A 19,695-nucleotide genomic window follows, 5' to 3' on the forward strand; every position below is an offset into this window, starting at 1 on the left:
GCTCCTTAATTTACATGAGCTTCACCATACCTTTTGCAAATCCAGCGTCATTGACACCAATAATTTTTCTTGGTCGGCCAAGGGCTTGAGTGAGCTGCTCCGTACTTAAATCGTCATGTATGGGTACATGATAGTAAGTTGTTTTATCGGTTAATTTTTTTTGTGTGGCTGTTCCAGCGTCACTGGCAATGATCACAAGTTTTAATTGATGTGCTGCTAATGCTTTTAAAACTTGTGGTTCACCGGTGGTCAATGCACCTGCTCGAAACGCTAAGCCAATTAAATTCAATAATTTTTGTGTTTGATCCATTGTCATTAATCGTTACCGAATAATTCCTGTCGCGCCTTTTTATGGTCTACATAATCAAACAATTCATCATAAAATTCGTCTGGAATAGGACTTTCAAAGACTTCATTTAAGATTTTTGCTTTTTTTGCAGCTTTAATGGCCTCTGGATTCAAAGACACATATGCCCCACGGCCCGGTTTTTTACCAGTTGTATCCAAAGAAATTTCACCGGCTTTATTTTTCACAATCCGGACCATTTCTTTTTTCGGGTGCATTTCATTGGTTAAAATATCTTTGCGCATAGGGATTTTACGTTTTTTCATAATTCACCTACTTCAATCATTCGTTCAAATCTGTCTCATCATTTGTTGTGTCTACATCTGATTCTGCAGTTTCTGGGGCAGGTGCTTCAGTCATCGGCGCACTTTCTGGCAGATTGTCTGCTTCACTTTCCCGTTCGATATCAATCCGATAGCCTGTCAATTTAGCGGCTAACCGCGCATTTTGACCTTTTTTACCAATGGCTAAGGATAACTGATCATCTGGGACAATTACAACACAATTATGGTCGTTGGTTTCGTCAAAATTCACGTTTAGCACTTCTGCAGGATTCAAGGCATTGGCAATGTAGTCGGCAGGATTTTCTTCCCAAGCGACAATATCCATGTTTTCACCATGTAATTCATTTACTACAGCTTGAACCCGTTGTCCTTTCGGGCCAACACAAGTGCCGACAGCATCAATATTGCTATCGGTTGACCGTACAGACATCTTCGTCCGATCGCCGGCTTCACGGACGATGGACATAATTTCAACAGTCCCATCATAAATTTCAGGCACTTCTTGTTCAAATAAGCGTTTGACTAAATCTGGATGTGTCCGGCTAACAAAGACTTGTGGGCCCTTTGTGGTATTTTCCACTTTAGAAACATAAACTTTGATCCGATCATGGGGTTGATAGTCTTCATTTGGAATCTGATCTTGACGGCCTAAAACCGCTTCAATCCGACCTAAGTTCACGTAAACAAACCGATTATCCCGGCGTTCTACGACCCCTTGCATAATTTCATTTTCGTATTGACTATATTCATTGTAAACAATACTGCGTTCAGCTTCACGAACCCGTTGCATAATAACTTGCTTCGCAGTTTGTGCGGCAATACGGCCAAAATCTTTAGGCGTCACTTCAAATTTGATTTGATCGCCAATTTCATAGCCCCGATTCAATTTTAAAGCTTCATCCAAACTCACTTCAAGTCGTGAGTCGAAAACTTCTTCGGTCACTTCTTTAACGGCGTAGACATGGATATTACCTTTTCTGTCGTCAAATTCTACTTCTACATTTTGGGCTTGTCCGTAATTACGTTTATATGCGGAAACTAAGGCAGCTTCTAGGGCTTCGATCACAATCTCTTTTTTGACACCTTTTTCTTTTTCTAAGGCATCTAAAGCTTCGATCATTTCTTTACTCATGTTAATTCCTTCCTGAAATCAAAATTCAATGGCCAAGCGTGCTTTGGCAATATTCTGGCGTTCGAATTTTTTTGTTTGATGACGTGTTTTAATTTTAATATCTAAAGTTAATGTTTGATCGGTGACTTCTAAAAGAGTCCCTTCATAAATCTTACTTTGATCAATTTTTTGATATAACGAAATATGAACATAGGTCCCAATCGCATTTTGTAAGTCTTGTTCCGTTTTTAATGGTCGTTCGGCGCCTGGTGAAGAAACTTCTAAAAAGTACGCTTCTTCAAAAGGATCTGGATTCAAAGCATCGAGTTTTTCACTCAACTGTTCACTGACTAAAACGCACTCGTCAATGTCAATGCCGCCGGGTTTATCAATATAGACCCGCAAGTACCAGGATTGACCTTCTTTTTCATAAACGGTATCCACAAGTTGGAAATGATGTGCCTCAACAATTGGCTGAACCAGCTTTTCAACAATAGTGACGACGTTACTCAAAAAATCACCTCCAATGAATTAGTTCAATAAAAAGAGTGAGCACTTCTGCTCACTCAAACGAAAAGTATCAAATTACAATGTTAAATATACCATAAATTTAATCGTTAGGCAAATTTAGAGCGGCCCTATCACATTTTGACTAAAATAATGACAATTGATTTTCATCTGGCAGCTCATCCAAAACATGGAATCGGGTCAAATCATCAATCAAGGTGCTGGAAACTTTACCTCGATTAGAAAGATCTTCCTTAGATAAAAATGGCCGCTCTTCTCTAGCTGCAACAATTTGCTTTGCAACGCTGTCCCCTAATTTATCAACGGCTTTAAACGGTGCCAGCAGTGTATGATCATCTAAAATAATAAATTGATCAGAATCTGACTTTTCAATATCCACCATTTTAATGGTAATGCCCCGTTCCAAACATTCATTAGCGATTTCCAAAACCGTTAACAAATTCTTTTCTTTTTGGGAGGCATCCCGGCCTTTATCATTGATTTCTTTCATCCGTGCTTTGACCGCTTCTTTACCAGAAGCCATCACTTCTAGATCAAAGTCATCTGCCCGCACAGATAAGTAAGCACAATAATAAATTACTGGGAAATAAACTTTAAAGTACGCAATACGCAAAGCCATTAAAATATAGGCCGTCGCATGGGCTTTAGGGAACATATACTTAATTTTCAGACAGGAGTCAATATACCAATCCGGTACATTTTCATTGGCGCGTAATGCTTCTTGCCAGTCATCGGGAATACCCCGGCCTTTACGCACATGCTCCATGATTTGAAAGGCCATTTGTGAATCCATGCCCCAGTGAATCAAATCCATCATGATGTTATCCCGGCAGCCGATAACTTCTTTCAAAGTAACGACGCCTTGATTAATCAATTCTTCAGCATTGCCCAGCCAAACATCGGTCCCATGGGATAGACCAGAGATTTGCAACAATTCCGCAAACGTTGTGGGATGGGTTTCTTCTAACATTCCTCGGACAAAGCGGGTCCCGAATTCCGGAATCCCCAAAGTACCAGTTTTAGACTGGATCTGTGCTTCCGTGATGCCTAAAATCTTTGGACTAGAAAATAACGACATCACCCCAGGATCATCTGTCGGAATCGTTTGCGGATCAACGCCGGATAAATCTTGAAGCATCCGGATCATGGTCGGATCATCATGTCCTAAAATATCTAATTTCAAAATATTATCGTGGATCGAATGAAAATCAAAATGGGTGGTTTTCCAAGCCGCATCTTGGGCATCGGCTGGGAACTGAATTGGGGTGAAATCATAAATATCCATATAATCCGGCACAACGATAATCCCCGCCGGATGCTGGCCAGTGGTGCGCTTAACCCCTACCGTCCCCGTCTTTAAACGATCAACTTCCGCATTTCGAAAATTCTGATTCGTCTCTTCTTCATAATGCTTCACATAACCAAAAGCGGTCTGTTCGGCTACGGTACCAATCGTCCCAGCCCGGAAAACATAATCTTCCCCAAATAATACTTTCGTATAATTGTGGGCCACAGGTTGATAGTCCCCTGAGAAGTTCAAATCAATATCCGGTACTTTATCCCCTTTAAAGCCTAAGAAAGTTTCAAATGGAATATCATGACCGTCTTTAATTAAATCGGTGCCACAGTTTGGACAAGTCCGATCTGGCAAGTCAAAGCCGGAACCAACTTCACCTTTTGTATAAAATTCGCTGTATTTACAGTTTGGACAGCGGTAATGCGGCGGCAAAGGGTTAACTTCAGTAATCCCCGTCATCGTGGCGACCAAACTAGAGCCCACAGAGCCCCGGGAACCAACTAAATACCCATCTTTATTCGATTTATAAACTAACTTTTGTGAAATTAAATAAATTACTGAGAACCCATTGCCAATAATACTGTCTAATTCCTTTTTTACCCGATCCGAAACAATTTTAGGTAAAGGCGCTCCATAAAGTTCATGGGCTTTATCCATTGTTAAATTCCGAATCTCATCTTCTGCCCCAGGCATTTTAGGGGTATACAGCTGATCTTTAACGGGGGTAATTGCCCCATCCACCATTTCAGCCACTTGATTTGGCCCTTCAACGACGACTTGATGGGCTTGATCTTCTCCTAAAAATTCGAATTCCTGAAGCATTTCATCGGTTGTTCTAAAATGCACATCTGGCAATGTCTGCCGCCGCAATGGACTGCTCTTTAAAGATTTAATCAAAATTTCACGGTAGATGGCATCTTCTTTATTCATAAAATGCACATCCCCTGTGGCACAAACGGGTTTGTCCAAATCTCGGCCAATTTTGACTAAATTTTTTAAAATATCATTTAGGGCGTCATAATTTTTGACTAACCCTTTATCAATCAACGGCTGATACACGGGCTTTGGCATGACTTCAATATAATCATAATATTTTGCCAGCTCTAAGCCATCCGCATAGCCTTTTTGCATGACCGCTTCAAAGACTTCCCCTTTATCACAAGCGGTACCGACTAATAAACCCTCTCGATATTCATTCAATAAGCTGCGGGGCACTCTAGGTTCATAATAAAAATATTTAACGTTAGAATCAGAAACAATTTTAAACATATTTTTTAAACCAGCTTGTGTCTGAGCCAACAAAATCGCATGATGCGGCCGGGATTGCTTGTACGCATCGGGGCCGCCCACATTGTCATTTAATTGTGCCACGTTATGTGTGTCATAACGTTTGGCCATTTGGTCCAATAATTTATACAATAAATGACCGGTGGTTTCCGCATCGGCATTAGCTCGGTGATGATGTTCTAAGTTGATTTCATATTTCTTCGCTAAGTTATCCAATTTATGGTTTTTGTATTCCGGATGCAGCAGCCGTGAAACTTCCAAAGTATCAATGACCGGGACTTCAATTTTTGGCAGATCGTGCCGCTGATAGGTTGCATTCAAAAAGCCCATATCAAAGGTCACGTTATGCCCTGCCAAAATGGCATCCCCTGTGAAATCTTTAAACAGCTGCATGACTTCCGCTTCGGATTTAGACCCTTTAACCATGTCGTCGGTGATGCTGGTTAACTCAATTGTAAACTGGGATAAGGGATGGCCAGGATCAATAAATTCATCAAAAGTGCCGGTCACTGCGCCATCTTTCATTTTAACAGCGGCCAATTCAATGATATTGTCATAAACCGCAGACAAGCCGGTGGTTTCCACGTCAAAAATAACATATTCGGCACCGTCTAGTTGCTGGTCTCGCAAATTAAACGCTAAAGGCTTCCCGTCATCCACCAAATTAATCTCCACGCCATACAGCATTTTGAGGTCATTTTTTAAAGCAGCGGTATGGGCGTCCGGGAAACCTTGCAGCCCAAAATGATCGGTAATCGCAATTGCGGAATGGCCCCATTTTTTAGCTTGGGCCACGTAATCTTTAATTGAGTTCGTCGCATCCATCTGACTCATATTTGTGTGCAAATGCAATTCGACTCTTTTTTCACCCGTTGCTGTATCTTGTCGGTTTTGATGATGAAAAACATTAATATCTGTCGCATTAATCGTTAAATCCCGCATAAAACTGTCTTCTTGAACTGAGCCGCGGACGGTAACCCACATGCCCTTACTAAAGGCTGCAAAAACCGCTTCATCATCGTTATCCCGTGAAAAGCGCTTCACCACAAAAGAAGAACTATAATCCGTTACCTTCAGCGTTAAAAGCTGACGGCCAGACCGCAATTTACGGACTTCTGCTTCAAACACATAGCCTTGAACTACGACACTGCGCTCTTCTTCTAAAATATCAGCCATCTGCCGAATCGGCTGATCGCCTTTAATTTTACGGCCTAACAAAACATCCTTGTCCCCACCACCAGGCCGAGGATTATTACGAACGGGCTGATTTTGTTTTTCTTCCGCGACAACTTTTGCTGTGGCTTGAATTTGCGCATCTTTTTGCGCTTGCCGCTGTTTAAACGCGTCAATTTTTTCTTGAGAAGCGGACTGGTCAATAATGGCCCGTATATTAAAACTAGGGAAACCAATCGCTGCAAAAACCGTTTCAATCGGCCCTAAAGCCCCTTTAACGATATAATCTTTAACCACTTCATTTTCAACCGGTAAAATCACCCGTCGATCATGAACTTGTGGCAGCTGACTTTCACAAACTTGTTTTAAAAGCATGGAACTCAGATCACTATGGGTTAAAACATAAGACCAGTAGTCCCGCAAAGTCGCCTGATCAAAGTCTGTTGTTGGCGTTTTAATATGAAAATGGACATCTGCGATCGCTTTAAAACTTTCCGTTAAACGCACTTGAAAGATATTAAATTCATCAAATGGTAAAAGCGCTGGCAATGAAAAAAAGAACTCCCATTGATTTGATTGATCATGAACCACAACTTTATCAATTTCGCCTTTAACAAAGTGGTCTTTATTTTTCAAATCAGCTGGCAGTTCAATTTGTGCCAACAACTTTTCGAAGAGTTCATTCTTATTTAACATTAACAATCTCCTCTAAAATCATTGTCTAATACTTATATAAAATTATTCAGTTGGGTCATCATCAATTTGTGATAGTAAAATACCAATCACATTAACTAATTCATCTTTTTTAACTTCGATGGTTTCTTCTGTTTTCCGAATACGGACTTCAACAATATCTTCAGTAGCTTTTTTGCCCACGGTGATCCGAATTGGCAAACCGATCAAATCAGAATCCGCAAATTTAACCCCAGGCCGTTCTTTCCGGTCATCCAATAAAACAGAATAATCTTCCGCTTTTAATAACGTTACAATATCTGCGGCTAAATTCATTTGAACATCTTGTTTTGGATTGATTGGGACAACATGAATATCAAATGGGGCAATGGCTTTTGGCCAAACAATCCCATTATCATCGCTGTGCTGTTCGATAATCGCTGAGAGCAGCCGTGAAACGCCGATCCCATAAGAACCCATAATAATTGGTTGTGTGCGGCCATTTTCATCTAAGAACGTCGCATTCATTGTTTCTGAATAACGCGTGCCTAATTTAAAGATATGACCGATTTCAATACCGCGGCTAAAATGCAAAGTCCCATTGCCGTCTGGAGAAGGTTCGCCTTCTTTAACAAAGCGGATATCTACATATTTTTCAATCTTAATATCTCGATCTGGTAAAACATTCTTGTAATGGAAGCCGTCTTCATTAGCCCCAACAACCCCATTAATCAAACCTTGAACAGATAAATCTGCCAAAATTTGCACTTTTTCAGGTGCTTGTACTGGGCCGATAGAGCCAATATGGGCATGGAACAAATCCGCAACTTGTTCTGGCGTTGCCATGTCTAAGAAATCTGCACCTAAATCATTTTTTAATTTAACATCATTGATTTCATAATCACCCCGAACTAAGGCCAAAACTGGCTTTTCATCCGCAATGAATAAGACACTTTTAATCAGTTTTGCAGCAGGGATCTTCAAGAATTCTGAAACTTCATCAATGCTCTTTGCGTTTGGTGTCGCAATTTTTTCCAGTTCATTACCCACTTCATCCGAAACAACTTGTGGCTGTTTGCTCGTTGCCATTTCCAAGTTCGCCGCATAATCGCTGCCATCAGACCAAACGATCGTATCTTCACCAATCGGTGCAATTGCTGAAAACTCTTTGGAATCTTTGCCGCCCATCGCCCCAGCGTCGCCAATAATCGTTCTAAAGTTTAATTTCGTTCGATTAAAAATATTGGTGTAAGCTGCTTCCATTTGATCGTAAACTTTATCTAAATCTGCTTGATTTGCCGTGAAGGAATAGGCATCTTGCATAATAAATTCCCGACCTCTTAACAAACCATAGCGGGGTCTATCTTCATCCCGATACTTTGTTTGAATTTGATAAAGCACAAATGGTAACCGCTTATAAGAGCGTACTTCATCCCGAACAAGATCCGTAAAGGTTTCTTCATGCGTTGGTCCTAAAACAAAATCCCGTTCATGCCGATCTTTTAACTTAAATAAATTGGGGCCATAAGTTTCATATCGCCCGGATTCTCGCCAAAGATCTGCAGGAATAAGGCCTGGCATCCGCATTTCAACCGCATCAATTTTAGACATTTCATCACGGATAATACCGTTAATCTTGTCCAATACTTGTAATGCCAGTGGCAAGTAAGCATAAACGCCCGCAGAAACTTGGCGGATATAACCTGCTCTAAGCATCAATTGATGACTGATGGCTTCAGCACCGCTTGGGACCTCCTTTAATGTTGGAATAAACATTTTTGACTGTTTCATATTCTTCAAAACCCCTTTGATGAATTTAATGCGTGAATATTCTTTGGAAATCATTAAATGTGACTGCAATCATTAGAAAAACTAACAGACCCACCCCAATTAAAGTCACAATGGCTTCTTTATCTTGAGAGATTGGTTTACCGCGAATACCTTCAATGATGTTTAATAATAATTTACCGCCGTCTAAAGCTGGAATTGGAATTAAATTAATAATTCCTAAGTTAACCGACAAATAAGCTAAGAAGTAAATAATCGTATTTAAGCCTTGACTGGTGGCTTGGGAAGTCATGGTGTAAATCCCCACAGGTCCTGCCAATTGGTCAATTGAAAAATGTCCCGTCACCATACGGCCTAATAAATAAAAGATTTGACCGCTTAAGTCCGCAAAGGCGGTGAAGCCATAAGCGATTTTTGCGCCAAAGTTTGTATTCATTGACTGCATAATGCCAATTTGCCCATACGTCTGTTTTTGCTGGGTCACTTTTTTCGGTGTAATTTTGAGCTGTTCCGTCTTTTGATTATGTTGTACTGTCAACGTAATCTGTTTGCCCGGATACTTAGAAATTTGGGTTTGAGCCGCCGTCCAATCAGCAGTCTTTTGCCCATTCACTTTTAAGATCTTATCGCCCGTTTTTAAACCAACTTTTGCTGCCGGGGAATCCGCCATAATTTGACCAACTTCATTGGTATTTTGCGGAACACCCCCACGCATAAAGGCCAATACAATAAATATTAAAATTGCAAAAATAAAATTATTCATTGGTCCGGCAAAGTTAGTAATCATCCGTTTTGGCAAGCTTGCTGACCGGAATTGACGATCAATAGGCGCAATTTGTACTTCTGTCCCATCTTTTTCAATAACCGTGGCATCATGCCAAACTTCAAACCGTTTTAATTCCTGTTCATCGCCATTTTCATAGCCTTCAACATAAAGTTCTTTTTCCAAATCAGTTTTATTGATCTGAATAGGGATGCCGTCGGTTGAAACGACTTTATTACTGGTATTAATTTTTTTAACCTTGCCATTATCGTCCAGCACTAAAGTGGCCATTGTCCCAGCTTCAATTTCAAGTTCGTCATCTGATGAGCCGGCCATCCGAACATAACCGCCTAATGGCAGCCAGCGGATTGTATAGGTGGTGCCATTTTTACGCGTCGCAAATAATTTTGGTCCCATCCCGATTGAAAATTCACGGACTAGAATGCCAGATTTTTTTGCGAAATAATAATGTCCATACTCATGAACTAACACAAGCAGTCCAAAAACAATAATAAAAACAATAATCGTTTTCAATCAGGTTAAACCTCCAATAAAAACACTGTCTACCTTAAAAGAAACCAAAGAAATGCAGTAGTGGCAATACAAGTAACAAACTATCAAAGCGATCTAAAATACCGCCATGCCCTGGTAAAATTTTACCCGAATCTTTAACGCCATAATAACGTTTGTAAGCAGATTCGACCAAATCTCCCAGCTGACCAATGACCGAAAACAATAATGCTAGGCCAATCATCGCCGGAATACTATAAAGTTGTGGGAAGAATTGGACATAAATTACAGCGACAACAACCGCTAACAGTGTCCCGCAAATAGAGCCTTCCCAAGTCTTATTTGGTGAAATTGCTGGCCAAAGCTTATGTTTGCCCAATTTTCGACCAAAAATATAAGCACCGGAGTCGGTCATCCAAACAACGAGTAAGAAGAAAAATAACGTGTCTAAGCCCGCATTATTACGGACGCTGGCTAGGGCATGAAAACCCATCCCTACATAAAGCGTCGCCAATGTGTTGACGCTAATTTCATCAAAATTCGTTCGATTTTTAGATAAAACCGTATAAACTAACAAGATTACCGTTAGTAAGAAGAAAACATCCATCTGAGAAATTGAATTTGGCAGCCAATTTAACAAATGCTTCGGTAATACTAACGCAACGACCGCAACGGCTGAAATTACAAAGTCCGGTGAAACAATAATGCGCTTTTGCATAATGTAAAATTCAGATAATCCAATAACACCCAACACAGCGGCTGCAAGTTCTAACCAAACACCACCGGCAATAAGCAGTGGTATAAAGATAATTAATGCAACGACTGCTGTAATAATTCGTTGTCGCAAAAACCTCAACTCCTATTTATTAGTTAGCCCACCATAACGACGATGACGGCTTTGAAATTGGGCAATGGCGTTATCTAAAGATGCTGGCGTAAAATCAGGCCAGTATTCATCTGTAAAAACAAGTTCACTATAAGCAAGCTGCCATAGCAAAAAATTTGATAAACGTTCTTCCCCACTGGTTCGAATCAATAAATCAGGATCCTGATAAGCCCCAAAAGCACCCGTCATTAACTGCGCATCTATGACCGATTCATCAATTTGTTCTGGTGCCAAGTCCCCATTAGCAACTTGGGTGGCAATTTTTTGAACTGCAGCCGTGATTTCACGGCGACTGCCATAATTTAGTGCAAAGTTTAAAATTAAACCTGTATTATCTTTTGTCTGATCTTGAGCCCGATTCACGGCATCTAACGTATAACTGGGCAATTCATCCAAAAAGCCCATGACGTTAACTTTAACATTTTCTTTAATTAATTCCGGCATGAACTTATCAAAAAAATTCCCTGGTAAGTGCATCAAATAATCCACTTCATCCGTTGGCCGTTTCCAGTTTTCAGTAGAAAAAGCATAAAGACTTAATACTTTAATACCAAGATGACTGGCATGTGTTGTAATTGTTTGAACATTGTCCATACCAGCCTTATGTCCAGCAATTCGGGGCATAAACCGTTTTTTAGCCCAGCGGCCATTACCATCCATAATGACGGCTACATGGGCTGGCACCTTATTTTCAGCCAATTGTTGATTACTATCTTTGTTTGATAACATCTATAACCCCCGCAAAGTTAATTGCTAAAAAAGAAAGAATGGCCTAAACAAATTGTTTATCACCATTCAATGTTCAAAATATCTGTGGTCTTAACCTTCAGTTATTTCTTTTTCCTTTGCAGCTGCGATATCATTAACACCTTCAACAGCGTCATCCGTTAATTTTTGAACATCTTTTTCTAAACGATGCAACTCGTCTTCTGTAATATCGCCATTTTTCTCTTGTTTTTTAAGATCTTCCATTGCATCCCGGCGAGCACTACGGATGGAAATACGTGCATTTTCAGCTTCTTTACCGACTTCTTTAGCGATTTCTTTACGACGTTCCCCAGTTAACTGCGGAATGACCAAACGAATCACGTTCCCGTCATTGGCGGGTGTTAAGCCTAAATCAGACGCTAATAAAGCTTTTTCAATGTTTTCTAAAGATGTTTTATCATAAGGCGTTACTTGTAAAACTCGAGGTTCTGGAATTGAAATAGCCGCCATTTGATTCAGCGGTGTTGGTGCACCATAATATTCAACCGTAATTCTGTTTAACAAGCTGGCATTGGCCCGGCCTGCCCGAATACCGCCTAATTGTCTTTCTAAAGCTTCTTGCGCTTTTTCCATACCATCTTTTGCTGTTGCTAAAGCACTATTTTGTGCCATTGTTTTTTCCTCCTTGAATGGTTGTTCCAATTTTTTCACCTTGAACAACACGTTTGATGTTGCCCGGTTCATTGATATTGAATACAACTAGCGGAATATCTGTATCCATGGATAATGAACTTGCTGTAGAATCCATCACGCCTAAATTTTTATTAATCACGTCTAATTGTGTTAATTCAGAGAATTTCTTAGCTGTTGGATCTTTCTTTGGATCAGCTGAATAGACGCCATCAACGTCATTTTTAGCCATTAAAATCACATCGGCATCAATTTCAGCAGCCCGTAAAGCAGCCGTTGTATCTGTTGAGAAGTAAGGATTACCAGTCCCACCGGCAAAAATGACAACTCGGCCTTTTTCCAAATGTCTGATGGCCTTACGACGAATGTAAGGTTCAGCGATTTGTCGCATTTCAATGGATGTTTGAACCCGTGTTGGGACATCCAAATGTTCCAAACTGTCTTGTAACGCCAAAGCATTCATTACCGTTGCCAACATGCCCATATAGTCAGCTTGAGAACGTTCCATCCCTAATTCTGCGCCAGTTTCGCCACGCCAGATGTTCCCGCCGCCGCAAACAATAGACACTTGTACGCCTAAAGCTGTTACTTCTTTTAATTGTTCAGCTAATTGAGAAATCACATGTGGCTTGATGCCAAAACCATCTGTACCAGCTAACGCTTCACCACTAACTTTAAGAACAATCCGATTATATTTAATATTTGCCATGAAATACCTCCGCTAATTTGCTAACCTATATTTTATCATAAAACCACTGCCTTGATGAGCATTATTGCCTAATACTTCATTTAATCCCAGTAATTATCCGAAATTGGCATGATTTTAAAAATTACCACAATAAAAGGGCTGTCGACAAAACATTGTTTCATCCCAGCCCCATAATGTGTTTAATTAGTCTTTAATTTGACTCATAACTTCATCAACAAAGTTATCTTCGCGTTTTTCGATACCTTCGCCAACTTCATAACGGGTAAAGGAAACCAATTTGCCACCCTTACTTGCAACGAATTGTCCAACAGATTGATCTGAGTCTTTAACGAATTCTTGATCAGCTAAGCAATTTTCTGAGAAGAATTTGTTCATCCGGCCTTCAACGATCTTAGGTACGATCTTTTCAGGCTTGCCTTCATTGATAGTTTCTTCAGTAAGCACTTGTTTTTCATGTGCCACAACGTCACTTGGAACGTCTTCTCTAGAAACATATTTTGGATTGATTGCAGCAACGTGCATTGAAACATCTTTAGCAGTTGCTTCATCAGCACCTTCTAAAACAGTCAATACTGTAATTTGACCTTTGTTATGCAAGTATTTACCAAATACTTGGTCTGCTGTTTTTTCAACAATCTTGAAGCGACGGAAACTAATTTTTTCGCCGATAACAGCCGTCAAATTCGTAATCTTGCTGGCAATTGTGCCGTCATCTAAAGGTAATGCTAAAGCAGCTTCCATATCTTTAGGTTCTTTTTCAGCAACGACTGCAGCAATTTTTTCAACTAGAGATGTGAAATCACTGTTAGATGCAACGAAATCAGTTTCAGAGTTTACTTCAATAATAGCAGCTTTATTACCTGTAAATGCAACTTCAGCTAAACCTTCAGCAGCAATCCGATCACTCTTTTTAGCAGCCTTAGCAGCGCCTTTTTCACGTAAAGCGTCGATTGCTTGTTGCATGTCACCATCACTAGCAACTAATGCTTTTTTAGCGTCCATCATACCAACGCCGGTTTTATCACGAAGTTCTTTTACTTGTGCAGCAGTAATTTTTGCCATTATTTGGCCTCCTTAAATATTATAGGTAGCTTTATTTATCTTTTAAATAAAATTATTTATTGTCTTCTTTGTTGCCTTCTACAGCTTCAACAATTTCTTCCATAGAATCAGCAGGTGTAACGTTATCAGCAGCAGCAGCTTGTTCAGCATCATCTGAAACTTGGCCTTCGTCTTGGCCTTGACGACCTTCAACGATTGCATCAGCCATTTTAGCAGTGATCAAACGTACGGCACGGATTGCATCATCGTTAGAAGGGATAATAACATCAATATCATCAGGATCAGTGTTTGTATCAACCATTGCAACGATTGGAATATTTAATTTTTGTGCTTCTTTAACAGCAATTCTTTCTTTTCTTGGGTCAACGATGAAGATAACATCTGGAATACCAGGCATGTCTTCAATCCCGCCTAAGAATTTTTCTAATTTTTCGCGTTCTTTGTTTAACAAAGCAACTTCTTTTTTAGGTAAACGATCAAAAGTGCCGTCTTCAGCCATTTCTTTGATGTGTTTCAAATATTGAATCCGTTTTTGAATCGTGTTCCAGTTTGTCAAAGTCCCACCAAGCCAACGATGGTTTACATAATATTGGCCAGCACGTGTTGCTTCTTCAGCGATTGAATCTTGAGCTTGTTTTTTAGTCCCAACAAATAAGAATGTGCCGCCATGAACAGCTTCATCTTTAACGAAGTTGTAAGCATCGTCAATCATTCTTACAGTTTTTTGTAAGTCAATGATGTAGATACCGTTTCTTTCAGTGAAGATATATTTCTTCATTTTTGGATTCCAACGACGTGTTTGGTGACCGAAATGTACACCTGCTTCAAGTAATTGTTTCATTGTTAATACTGCCATAAATCTGTTACCTCCAAATGGTTTTTCCGCCACCTGCTTCATTTAAAATAGCCACCTATCGCTAGGCACCAGCCATTAAATCCACAGATGTGTGAAATAAAATAATGTTGCGCTCTTACACGCACTGTAAAATTATACCTTATCTGATAATTAATCGCAATACCAACATTGCCGCTAATTAAATATCAATCTTTTTGTCCCTCAAATAGGCTTCTTTCTTTGCCCGCGTTAACTTTTTGAACCAAGCCTCTTTTTGCAAAGCTTGCGTCTTTGTCGTAAAACTTTCAAAGTATAACAACGTCACCGGCCGATGACTGCGGGTATACTTCGCCCCTTTGCCCGCATTATGCGTCGCCACTCTTTTTTTGACATCCGTCGTAAACCCCGCATAAAACGACCCATCCTTACATTTTAAAACATAAAAATAAAAATTTGCCTTAGCCATATAATAACTGCCGCACCTCGGAACTATACACACCCTGCTCATAAACAAACAGCGGCGGTAAAATCCGGACGCCATTGGGCTTGCCTTGTTTAATCGCCTCAACTAAAACCATATTAGCCTCTTTAGGCGCGTCTTTTTTAGGATAAATAAACCGAATCCGCTTAGCAGCCAAATGGTACTTTGTAAACAACGTAAATAAATCATCTAAACGGTCCGGCCGAAAAACAATCGCCACTTTACCGTTGGTTTTTAGCAGCTGACTGCTTATATTTAAGACATCCTCGATATTTATCTTCAATTCATGGCGGGCAATCGCCAAATAGGGATTGGGATTTTTACGGCTGAGGGCCTGCACACGAAAATACGGTGGATTACAAGTAATATAATCTATACTGTCTTTTTCAATAGCCGTTGTTGCCAGCTTGGCATCTAAGTTCACCATGGTCACTTGCGCCGCCAATTGATTTAATTCAATCGAGCGCTGAGCCATATCTGCAAGCTTTTTTTGCAGCTCAATCATCGTTATCCCAGCGGCTGTTTTAGCCGTTAAAAAAAGCCCCACTGCCCCGTTTCCTGCACATAAGTCCACCACTTTGCCCTGCTTCGGGACATTGGCAAAATCGGCTAATAAGACCGCATCTAAGGAAAAAGAAAAGACATTTTCGGACTGAATAATTTTTATATTAGAGCTATACAGCTGGTCAATTCGCTCATCATCGTTTAACATAGATCTATCCTTCCAATTTAAAGTTTTAACCCCTATAATAATGACATTGAAATTTTTTCAAGAGGTGGCTTATGATTTATTCTATTTTTTATCACATTGCACATTTTATTTTGTTTTTGCTTAACGGCAATATTATATACGAAAATAAAGAAAAATTGCCAACCACTGGTTATATTTTAGTAGCCCCCCATCGAACTTGGTGGGAACCTATTTTATTTGCGGTAGGCGCTTGGCCTAAAAAATTTGGGTTTATGGCTAAGAAAGAACTCTTTAAAAATCCAATTTTGCGCTTTATTTTGCATCATGCCAATGTTTTCCCAGTAGATCGGGTTAATCCCGGTCCTTCAGCGATCAAAATCCCGGTGAAACAATTGCGCGACGAGCATTTGTCTTTAATTATGTTCCCCTCTGGAACCCGTTATTCCAACGAATTAAAATCTGGTGCTGAAGTCATTGCACGCTTGGCTAAAGTGCCGTTGATCCCCTTAGTTTACCAAGGGCCGTTGACCCTCAAAGGTGTCTTACAGCGTCAAAAAATGACCGTCCGTTTCGGTGACCCAATCACGATAGAACGTAAAGGCAAATTGACAGACGACAAAGTTCATGCGATTAACCAGCAGCTGCTCACTGCTTGGCAGACACTGGACAAAGCGATTGATCCCAACTTTGTTTATACACCTGATCATCAAAAAGAATTAGCTGAGGAAGCTAAAGGCGAATTATAAATAAAAACAGGGTTTAGGGTGAAAGCCCTAAACCCGTTTTTTATTTAACTTCATAAAATTAACGTTTCTTTTTATTAAGTTGTTGTTTTTGTTGTTGTTTCATAGCACTCATCATTTGGTTCAACCGTTTTTGAGAAGGTTTTTGACCCATTTGTGCCATCATTGTCCGCATCATATCTTCATTAATTGGCGGATTATCAGTTAAATATTTCTTCATATAACTTCTAGAAACTAAGAAACCAATAATAATTCCGACGATCAGGCCGATGAAAACGCCGATCATAATTGCAACACCTGTACTCATTTATCTGCCTCCGTTTTTAAATATCCATGATTAATAATACACAACTATCGTCTATTTGAAAACCAAAATATTAATCCTCACGTAAACCTTTTTTACGTTGAATTTCCCGAACCTTTTCAGGGGTAACTTCTTTACCGCCTTTATCAAAGACTCTTAATGTTTCGATTTGTGACCGAAAACCTTTTTTAAAGTTGTCCAAATAGGCTTTTCGTAACTTTTCTTGTTCCAACCGTTCCGCTTCAGTTAAGCCAACGGTCTTTTTTTTGTGGGCTAATTCGTTAATTCTTTTGATACGTTCTTGAGATTCTAAATCTTTTTTTTCAGTCATTATGATTCCTTTCATAAAATGCGAACATTTGTTTGAAAAACGTTGTGAAGTGTGCTATGATAACATTAATAAAAATTAGGGGTGTCGATATGACTAAAAACCAAACTTCGAAACAAATGGAAGTTTTGCGTTACATCTTTGACCGGGTCAATGCGCAAGGCTATCCACCCACAGTTCGTGAAATTGGCGAAGCTGTTAAGCTTTCTTCTACTTCAACGGTCCATGGTCATCTACAAAGATTAGAGAAAAAAGGCTTTTTACAAAAAGATCCTACAAAACCGCGGGCAATTGAACTAACACCTGCTGGTCTTGAAGCGTTGGGTCAAAGCCCAACCAAAATTCCATTATTAGGCGTGGTCACTGCAGGTGTACCCATCTTGGCCGTTGAAGAAGCAACTGAATTTTTCCCAATTCCACCAAACATTCAAGATGCCCATGATATTTTCATGTTAACCATCCGTGGTGAAAGCATGATCAATGCAGGGATCTTCAATGATGATAAAGTTATCGTCCGTAAACAAAGTACGGCAGATAACGGGGATATTGTCATTGCAATGACCGACGAAAATGAGGCCACTTGCAAACGTTTCTTTAAAGAAGAAGACTACTACCGCCTACAGCCTGAAAATGACACACTTGATCCAATCATCTTAGATCATGTGACGATTTTAGGCAAAGTTATCAGCCTTTATCGCGAATATGTCTAAGCACCGCTGAATCTAAAAAAACTGCAAGTTTACCATTACGGTACTTGCAGTTTTTTGATTAATAACGACGTTCTTTAATTCTAGCTGCTTTACCACGTAATGCACGTAGATAGTAAAGTTTCGCACGACGTACACGACCATGACGAATAACTTCGATTTTAGCAACTCGAGGTGTGTGTAATGGGAATGTTCTTTCTACACCAACACCACTACTAATTTTACGTACAGTATAGCTTTGGCTAATGCCTGTGCCACGGCGTTTGATAACAACACCTTCAAATAACTGAATACGTTCACGAGTACCTTCGACGACACGTACGTGAACTTTGACAGTATCCCCTGCACGAAATTCAGGGATGTCTGTGCGTAATTGATCTTTGGTTAATTCTTGAATCAATGGATTCATATTTAGCTCTCCTTCATAACAGATATTCTTAAGTGACTTACCCCAGCGGAATATCGTTGATATCGTGATAACCTATCACAAAGTAAAATAGTAGCATATAATTTTAAACCTGTAAAGATTTTTTCTTAACAGTTCTGAATATTTTTAATTTCTCGTAACATCTTTTGCGCTTCATCTGATAGTTCTAAATCATCCAGAAGTTCCGGACGATTAAGATAAGTCCGCTTTATGGCTTCATACAAACGCCACTGCCGAATTTTTTCATGATTGCCATTGCGCAAAACCTCTGGGACTTCTTTGCCCGCAAATGAAACCGGTCGTGTGTATTGCGGATATTCCAATAAACCCGCACTAAACGAATCAGAAGCCGCTGAAGCCTTATTCCCCAATACACCTGGAATTAACCGAGAGATGGCATCAATCATCACCATCGCCCCTAATTCACCGCCTGTCACTACAAAATCCCCAATGGACACAATATCTGTCGCCAAATCATAGATTCGATGATCGTAGCCTTCATAATGCCCGCAAATAAAGGTCACATCGTCTTCTTGGGCCAAATCTTCAGCCATCCGCTGATCAAACGTTTGTCCAGCAGGATCCAAAAGAACGACCCGGCGTTTTGGATTTTCATCTAAAGCCGCCATCGCTTTATAAATGGGCTGTGGCATCAGCAGCATCCCCGCACCGCCGCCATAAGGCGTATCATCAACAGAATTGTGTTTGTTTTCCGTGTAATCCCTAAAATTCACTAAATTAATATCTAATAAACCCTTATCCTGAGCCTTGCCTAATAATGAAGTGCTCAATGGCGTAAACATTTCTGGAAACAGTGTTAATACATTAATCTTCATCGATCAAACCCTCTGGTAGTAGAACGTAAGCTTTTTTCTCAGTCAAATCAATGCGCTGCACTACAGACTTCAAATAAGGCATCAAGATTTCCTTATAGTCCGGTGTGCCAATAACCCACACATCATTTGGCCCTAAATCCATAATTTCTTTGACCGTGCCATAAACGGCCGCTGTTTCTTGGTCAATGACGGTCAAGCCAATAATATCATGGTAATAAAATTCATCTTCTGCTAACTCATCTTTTGGTCGATCTTCGGCCGCAATTAATAAGTTGCAGCCTTTGAAAACTTCCACTGCATTAATATCTTGATATTCTTTAAATTTCAAAATTTGAAAATTCTTTTGCTGCCGCACTTTTTCAATTGTTACGGCAACTTGTTGACCTTTGAAGTCGACATAAAGTCGATTATTTTGGCGAAACCGATTTTCAGGAAAATCTGTATTGGCAATCACCCGAACTTCCCCTTTGATCCCTTGCGTATTTACAATTTTACCAACCACTAAAAAATTATGATTTGTCATGTTTAC

At 39.9% G+C, this 19,695-nt stretch carries 22 protein-coding genes; 2 read left to right on the forward strand and 20 right to left on the reverse strand.

Features of this window, described 5'->3' with window-relative positions; all coding sequences use genetic code 11:
- Positions 1–10: 10 nt before the first annotated feature.
- From EKM93_RS03175 to EKM93_RS03245, 15 genes are all read right to left on the reverse strand, one after another.
- Positions 11–310, reverse strand: coding sequence for a ribosomal L7Ae/L30e/S12e/Gadd45 family protein (locus EKM93_RS03175; protein ID WP_125713376.1), 300 nt, complete (start codon positions 308–310; stop codon positions 11–13).
- 5 nt (positions 311–315) lie between these two features.
- Entirely contained in the window at positions 316–612 is a 297-nt protein-coding gene (rnpM, locus tag EKM93_RS03180) for an RNase P modulator RnpM (protein WP_125713009.1), read from the reverse strand.
- 16 nt (positions 613–628) lie between these two features.
- Complete coding sequence (gene nusA / locus EKM93_RS03185) at positions 629–1,762, reverse strand: transcription termination factor NusA (RefSeq protein ID WP_125713011.1); 1,134 nt, start codon at positions 1,760–1,762, stop codon at positions 629–631.
- A gap of 18 nt (positions 1,763–1,780) precedes the next feature.
- Positions 1,781–2,254, reverse strand: coding sequence for a ribosome maturation factor RimP (gene rimP, locus EKM93_RS03190; protein WP_125713013.1), 474 nt, complete (start codon positions 2,252–2,254; stop codon positions 1,781–1,783).
- Between the two features lie 139 nt (positions 2,255–2,393).
- A complete protein-coding gene (locus EKM93_RS03195) occupies positions 2,394–6,722 on the reverse strand; it encodes a PolC-type DNA polymerase III (protein WP_125713015.1) in 4,329 nt (1,442 codons plus the stop codon).
- 42 nt (positions 6,723–6,764) lie between these two features.
- Positions 6,765–8,489: a proline--tRNA ligase gene (locus EKM93_RS03200; RefSeq protein ID WP_125713017.1), complete on the reverse strand. Its 1,725-nt coding sequence runs from the start codon at positions 8,487–8,489 to the stop codon at positions 6,765–6,767.
- Between the two features lie 25 nt (positions 8,490–8,514).
- A complete protein-coding gene (rseP, locus tag EKM93_RS03205) occupies positions 8,515–9,783 on the reverse strand; it encodes an RIP metalloprotease RseP (RefSeq protein WP_125713019.1) in 1,269 nt (422 codons plus the stop codon).
- 34 nt (positions 9,784–9,817) lie between these two features.
- A complete protein-coding gene (locus EKM93_RS03210; protein ID WP_125713021.1) occupies positions 9,818–10,606 on the reverse strand; it encodes a phosphatidate cytidylyltransferase in 789 nt (262 codons plus the stop codon).
- Positions 10,607–10,618: 12 nt separating this feature from the next.
- The gene (locus EKM93_RS03215; RefSeq protein WP_125713024.1) at positions 10,619–11,374 is read right to left on the reverse strand and encodes an isoprenyl transferase; all 756 of its coding nucleotides are present in this window, start codon (positions 11,372–11,374) and stop codon (positions 10,619–10,621) included.
- A gap of 90 nt (positions 11,375–11,464) precedes the next feature.
- A complete protein-coding gene (gene frr, locus EKM93_RS03220; RefSeq protein WP_125713026.1) occupies positions 11,465–12,025 on the reverse strand; it encodes a ribosome recycling factor in 561 nt (186 codons plus the stop codon).
- A complete protein-coding gene (pyrH, locus tag EKM93_RS03225; RefSeq protein WP_125713028.1) occupies positions 12,012–12,752 on the reverse strand; it encodes a UMP kinase in 741 nt (246 codons plus the stop codon). Before pyrH ends, frr begins: the two co-directional genes overlap by 14 nt.
- A gap of 183 nt (positions 12,753–12,935) precedes the next feature.
- Positions 12,936–13,814, reverse strand: coding sequence for a translation elongation factor Ts (tsf, locus tag EKM93_RS03230; RefSeq protein WP_125713030.1), 879 nt, complete (start codon positions 13,812–13,814; stop codon positions 12,936–12,938).
- A gap of 52 nt (positions 13,815–13,866) precedes the next feature.
- The gene (gene rpsB, locus EKM93_RS03235) at positions 13,867–14,670 is read right to left on the reverse strand and encodes a 30S ribosomal protein S2 (RefSeq protein ID WP_125713032.1); all 804 of its coding nucleotides are present in this window, start codon (positions 14,668–14,670) and stop codon (positions 13,867–13,869) included.
- A gap of 178 nt (positions 14,671–14,848) precedes the next feature.
- Positions 14,849–15,115, reverse strand: a complete 267-nt coding sequence (locus EKM93_RS03240) for a GIY-YIG nuclease family protein (RefSeq protein ID WP_125713034.1) — start codon at positions 15,113–15,115, stop codon at positions 14,849–14,851.
- Complete coding sequence (locus EKM93_RS03245; RefSeq protein ID WP_125713036.1) at positions 15,108–15,842, reverse strand: tRNA1(Val) (adenine(37)-N6)-methyltransferase; 735 nt, start codon at positions 15,840–15,842, stop codon at positions 15,108–15,110. Before EKM93_RS03245 ends, EKM93_RS03240 begins: the two co-directional genes overlap by 8 nt.
- Before the next feature lie 71 nt (positions 15,843–15,913).
- Here EKM93_RS03245 and EKM93_RS03250 point away from each other — a divergent pair, with 71 nt between their 5' ends.
- The gene (locus EKM93_RS03250) at positions 15,914–16,567 is read left to right on the forward strand and encodes a lysophospholipid acyltransferase family protein (protein ID WP_125713038.1); all 654 of its coding nucleotides are present in this window, start codon (positions 15,914–15,916) and stop codon (positions 16,565–16,567) included.
- Positions 16,568–16,625: 58 nt separating this feature from the next.
- Here EKM93_RS03250 and EKM93_RS03255 read toward each other — a convergent pair whose 3' ends face one another.
- Positions 16,626–16,871: a YneF family protein gene (locus EKM93_RS03255; protein WP_125713040.1), complete on the reverse strand. Its 246-nt coding sequence runs from the start codon at positions 16,869–16,871 to the stop codon at positions 16,626–16,628.
- Positions 16,872–16,941: 70 nt separating this feature from the next.
- Positions 16,942–17,199, reverse strand: a complete 258-nt coding sequence (locus EKM93_RS03260; RefSeq protein WP_125713042.1) for a DUF896 domain-containing protein — start codon at positions 17,197–17,199, stop codon at positions 16,942–16,944.
- 89 nt (positions 17,200–17,288) lie between these two features.
- Here EKM93_RS03260 and lexA point away from each other — a divergent pair, with 89 nt between their 5' ends.
- Positions 17,289–17,906 (forward strand): transcriptional repressor LexA, encoded by a 618-nt coding sequence (lexA, locus tag EKM93_RS03265; protein ID WP_125713044.1) that lies wholly within the window; start codon positions 17,289–17,291, stop codon positions 17,904–17,906.
- A 58-nt stretch (positions 17,907–17,964) separates the two neighbouring features.
- Here the strand turns inward: lexA and rplS are convergent, their stop codons facing one another.
- The 3 genes from rplS to rimM form a co-directional block, all read right to left on the reverse strand.
- A complete protein-coding gene (gene rplS / locus EKM93_RS03270; RefSeq protein WP_125713046.1) occupies positions 17,965–18,312 on the reverse strand; it encodes a 50S ribosomal protein L19 in 348 nt (115 codons plus the stop codon).
- A 125-nt stretch (positions 18,313–18,437) separates the two neighbouring features.
- Positions 18,438–19,166: a tRNA (guanosine(37)-N1)-methyltransferase TrmD gene (gene trmD, locus EKM93_RS03275; RefSeq protein WP_125713048.1), complete on the reverse strand. Its 729-nt coding sequence runs from the start codon at positions 19,164–19,166 to the stop codon at positions 18,438–18,440.
- Positions 19,156–19,689, reverse strand: coding sequence for a ribosome maturation factor RimM (gene rimM, locus EKM93_RS03280; protein ID WP_125713050.1), 534 nt, complete (start codon positions 19,687–19,689; stop codon positions 19,156–19,158). Before rimM ends, trmD begins: the two co-directional genes overlap by 11 nt.
- Between the last annotated feature and the right edge of the window lie 6 nt (positions 19,690–19,695).

The sequence above is a fragment of the Agrilactobacillus yilanensis genome, assembly GCF_003946725.1.
Lineage (GTDB): Bacteria > Bacillota > Bacilli > Lactobacillales > Lactobacillaceae > Agrilactobacillus > Agrilactobacillus yilanensis.

Coding starts and splice junctions, on each gene's coding strand:
- rnpM (WP_125713009.1), bottom strand. CDS start 612: ATGAAAAAACGTAAAATCCCTATGCGCAAAGATATTTTAACCAATGAA.
- rpsB (WP_125713032.1), bottom strand. CDS start 14,670: ATGGCAGTATTAACAATGAAACAATTACTTGAAGCAGGTGTACATTTC.
- EKM93_RS03245 (WP_125713036.1), bottom strand. CDS start 15,842: ATGTTAAACGATGATGAGCGAATTGACCAGCTGTATAGCTCTAATATA.
- EKM93_RS03200 (WP_125713017.1), bottom strand. CDS start 8,489: ATGAAACAGTCAAAAATGTTTATTCCAACATTAAAGGAGGTCCCAAGC.
- rplS (WP_125713046.1), bottom strand. CDS start 18,312: ATGAATCCATTGATTCAAGAATTAACCAAAGATCAATTACGCACAGAC.
- frr (WP_125713026.1), bottom strand. CDS start 12,025: ATGGCACAAAATAGTGCTTTAGCAACAGCAAAAGATGGTATGGAAAAA.
- tsf (WP_125713030.1), bottom strand. CDS start 13,814: ATGGCAAAAATTACTGCTGCACAAGTAAAAGAACTTCGTGATAAAACC.
- EKM93_RS03175 (WP_125713376.1), bottom strand. CDS start 310: ATGGATCAAACACAAAAATTATTGAATTTAATTGGCTTAGCGTTTCGA.
- nusA (WP_125713011.1), bottom strand. CDS start 1,762: ATGAGTAAAGAAATGATCGAAGCTTTAGATGCCTTAGAAAAAGAAAAA.
- trmD (WP_125713048.1), bottom strand. CDS start 19,166: ATGAAGATTAATGTATTAACACTGTTTCCAGAAATGTTTACGCCATTG.
- EKM93_RS03255 (WP_125713040.1), bottom strand. CDS start 16,871: ATGAGTACAGGTGTTGCAATTATGATCGGCGTTTTCATCGGCCTGATC.
- pyrH (WP_125713028.1), bottom strand. CDS start 12,752: ATGGCAAATATTAAATATAATCGGATTGTTCTTAAAGTTAGTGGTGAA.
- EKM93_RS03240 (WP_125713034.1), bottom strand. CDS start 15,115: ATGGCTAAGGCAAATTTTTATTTTTATGTTTTAAAATGTAAGGATGGG.
- EKM93_RS03250 (WP_125713038.1), top strand. CDS start 15,914: ATGATTTATTCTATTTTTTATCACATTGCACATTTTATTTTGTTTTTG.
- rimM (WP_125713050.1), bottom strand. CDS start 19,689: ATGACAAATCATAATTTTTTAGTGGTTGGTAAAATTGTAAATACGCAA.
- EKM93_RS03195 (WP_125713015.1), bottom strand. CDS start 6,722: ATGTTAAATAAGAATGAACTCTTCGAAAAGTTGTTGGCACAAATTGAA.
- EKM93_RS03260 (WP_125713042.1), bottom strand. CDS start 17,199: ATGACTGAAAAAAAAGATTTAGAATCTCAAGAACGTATCAAAAGAATT.
- EKM93_RS03215 (WP_125713024.1), bottom strand. CDS start 11,374: ATGTTATCAAACAAAGATAGTAATCAACAATTGGCTGAAAATAAGGTG.
- lexA (WP_125713044.1), top strand. CDS start 17,289: ATGACTAAAAACCAAACTTCGAAACAAATGGAAGTTTTGCGTTACATC.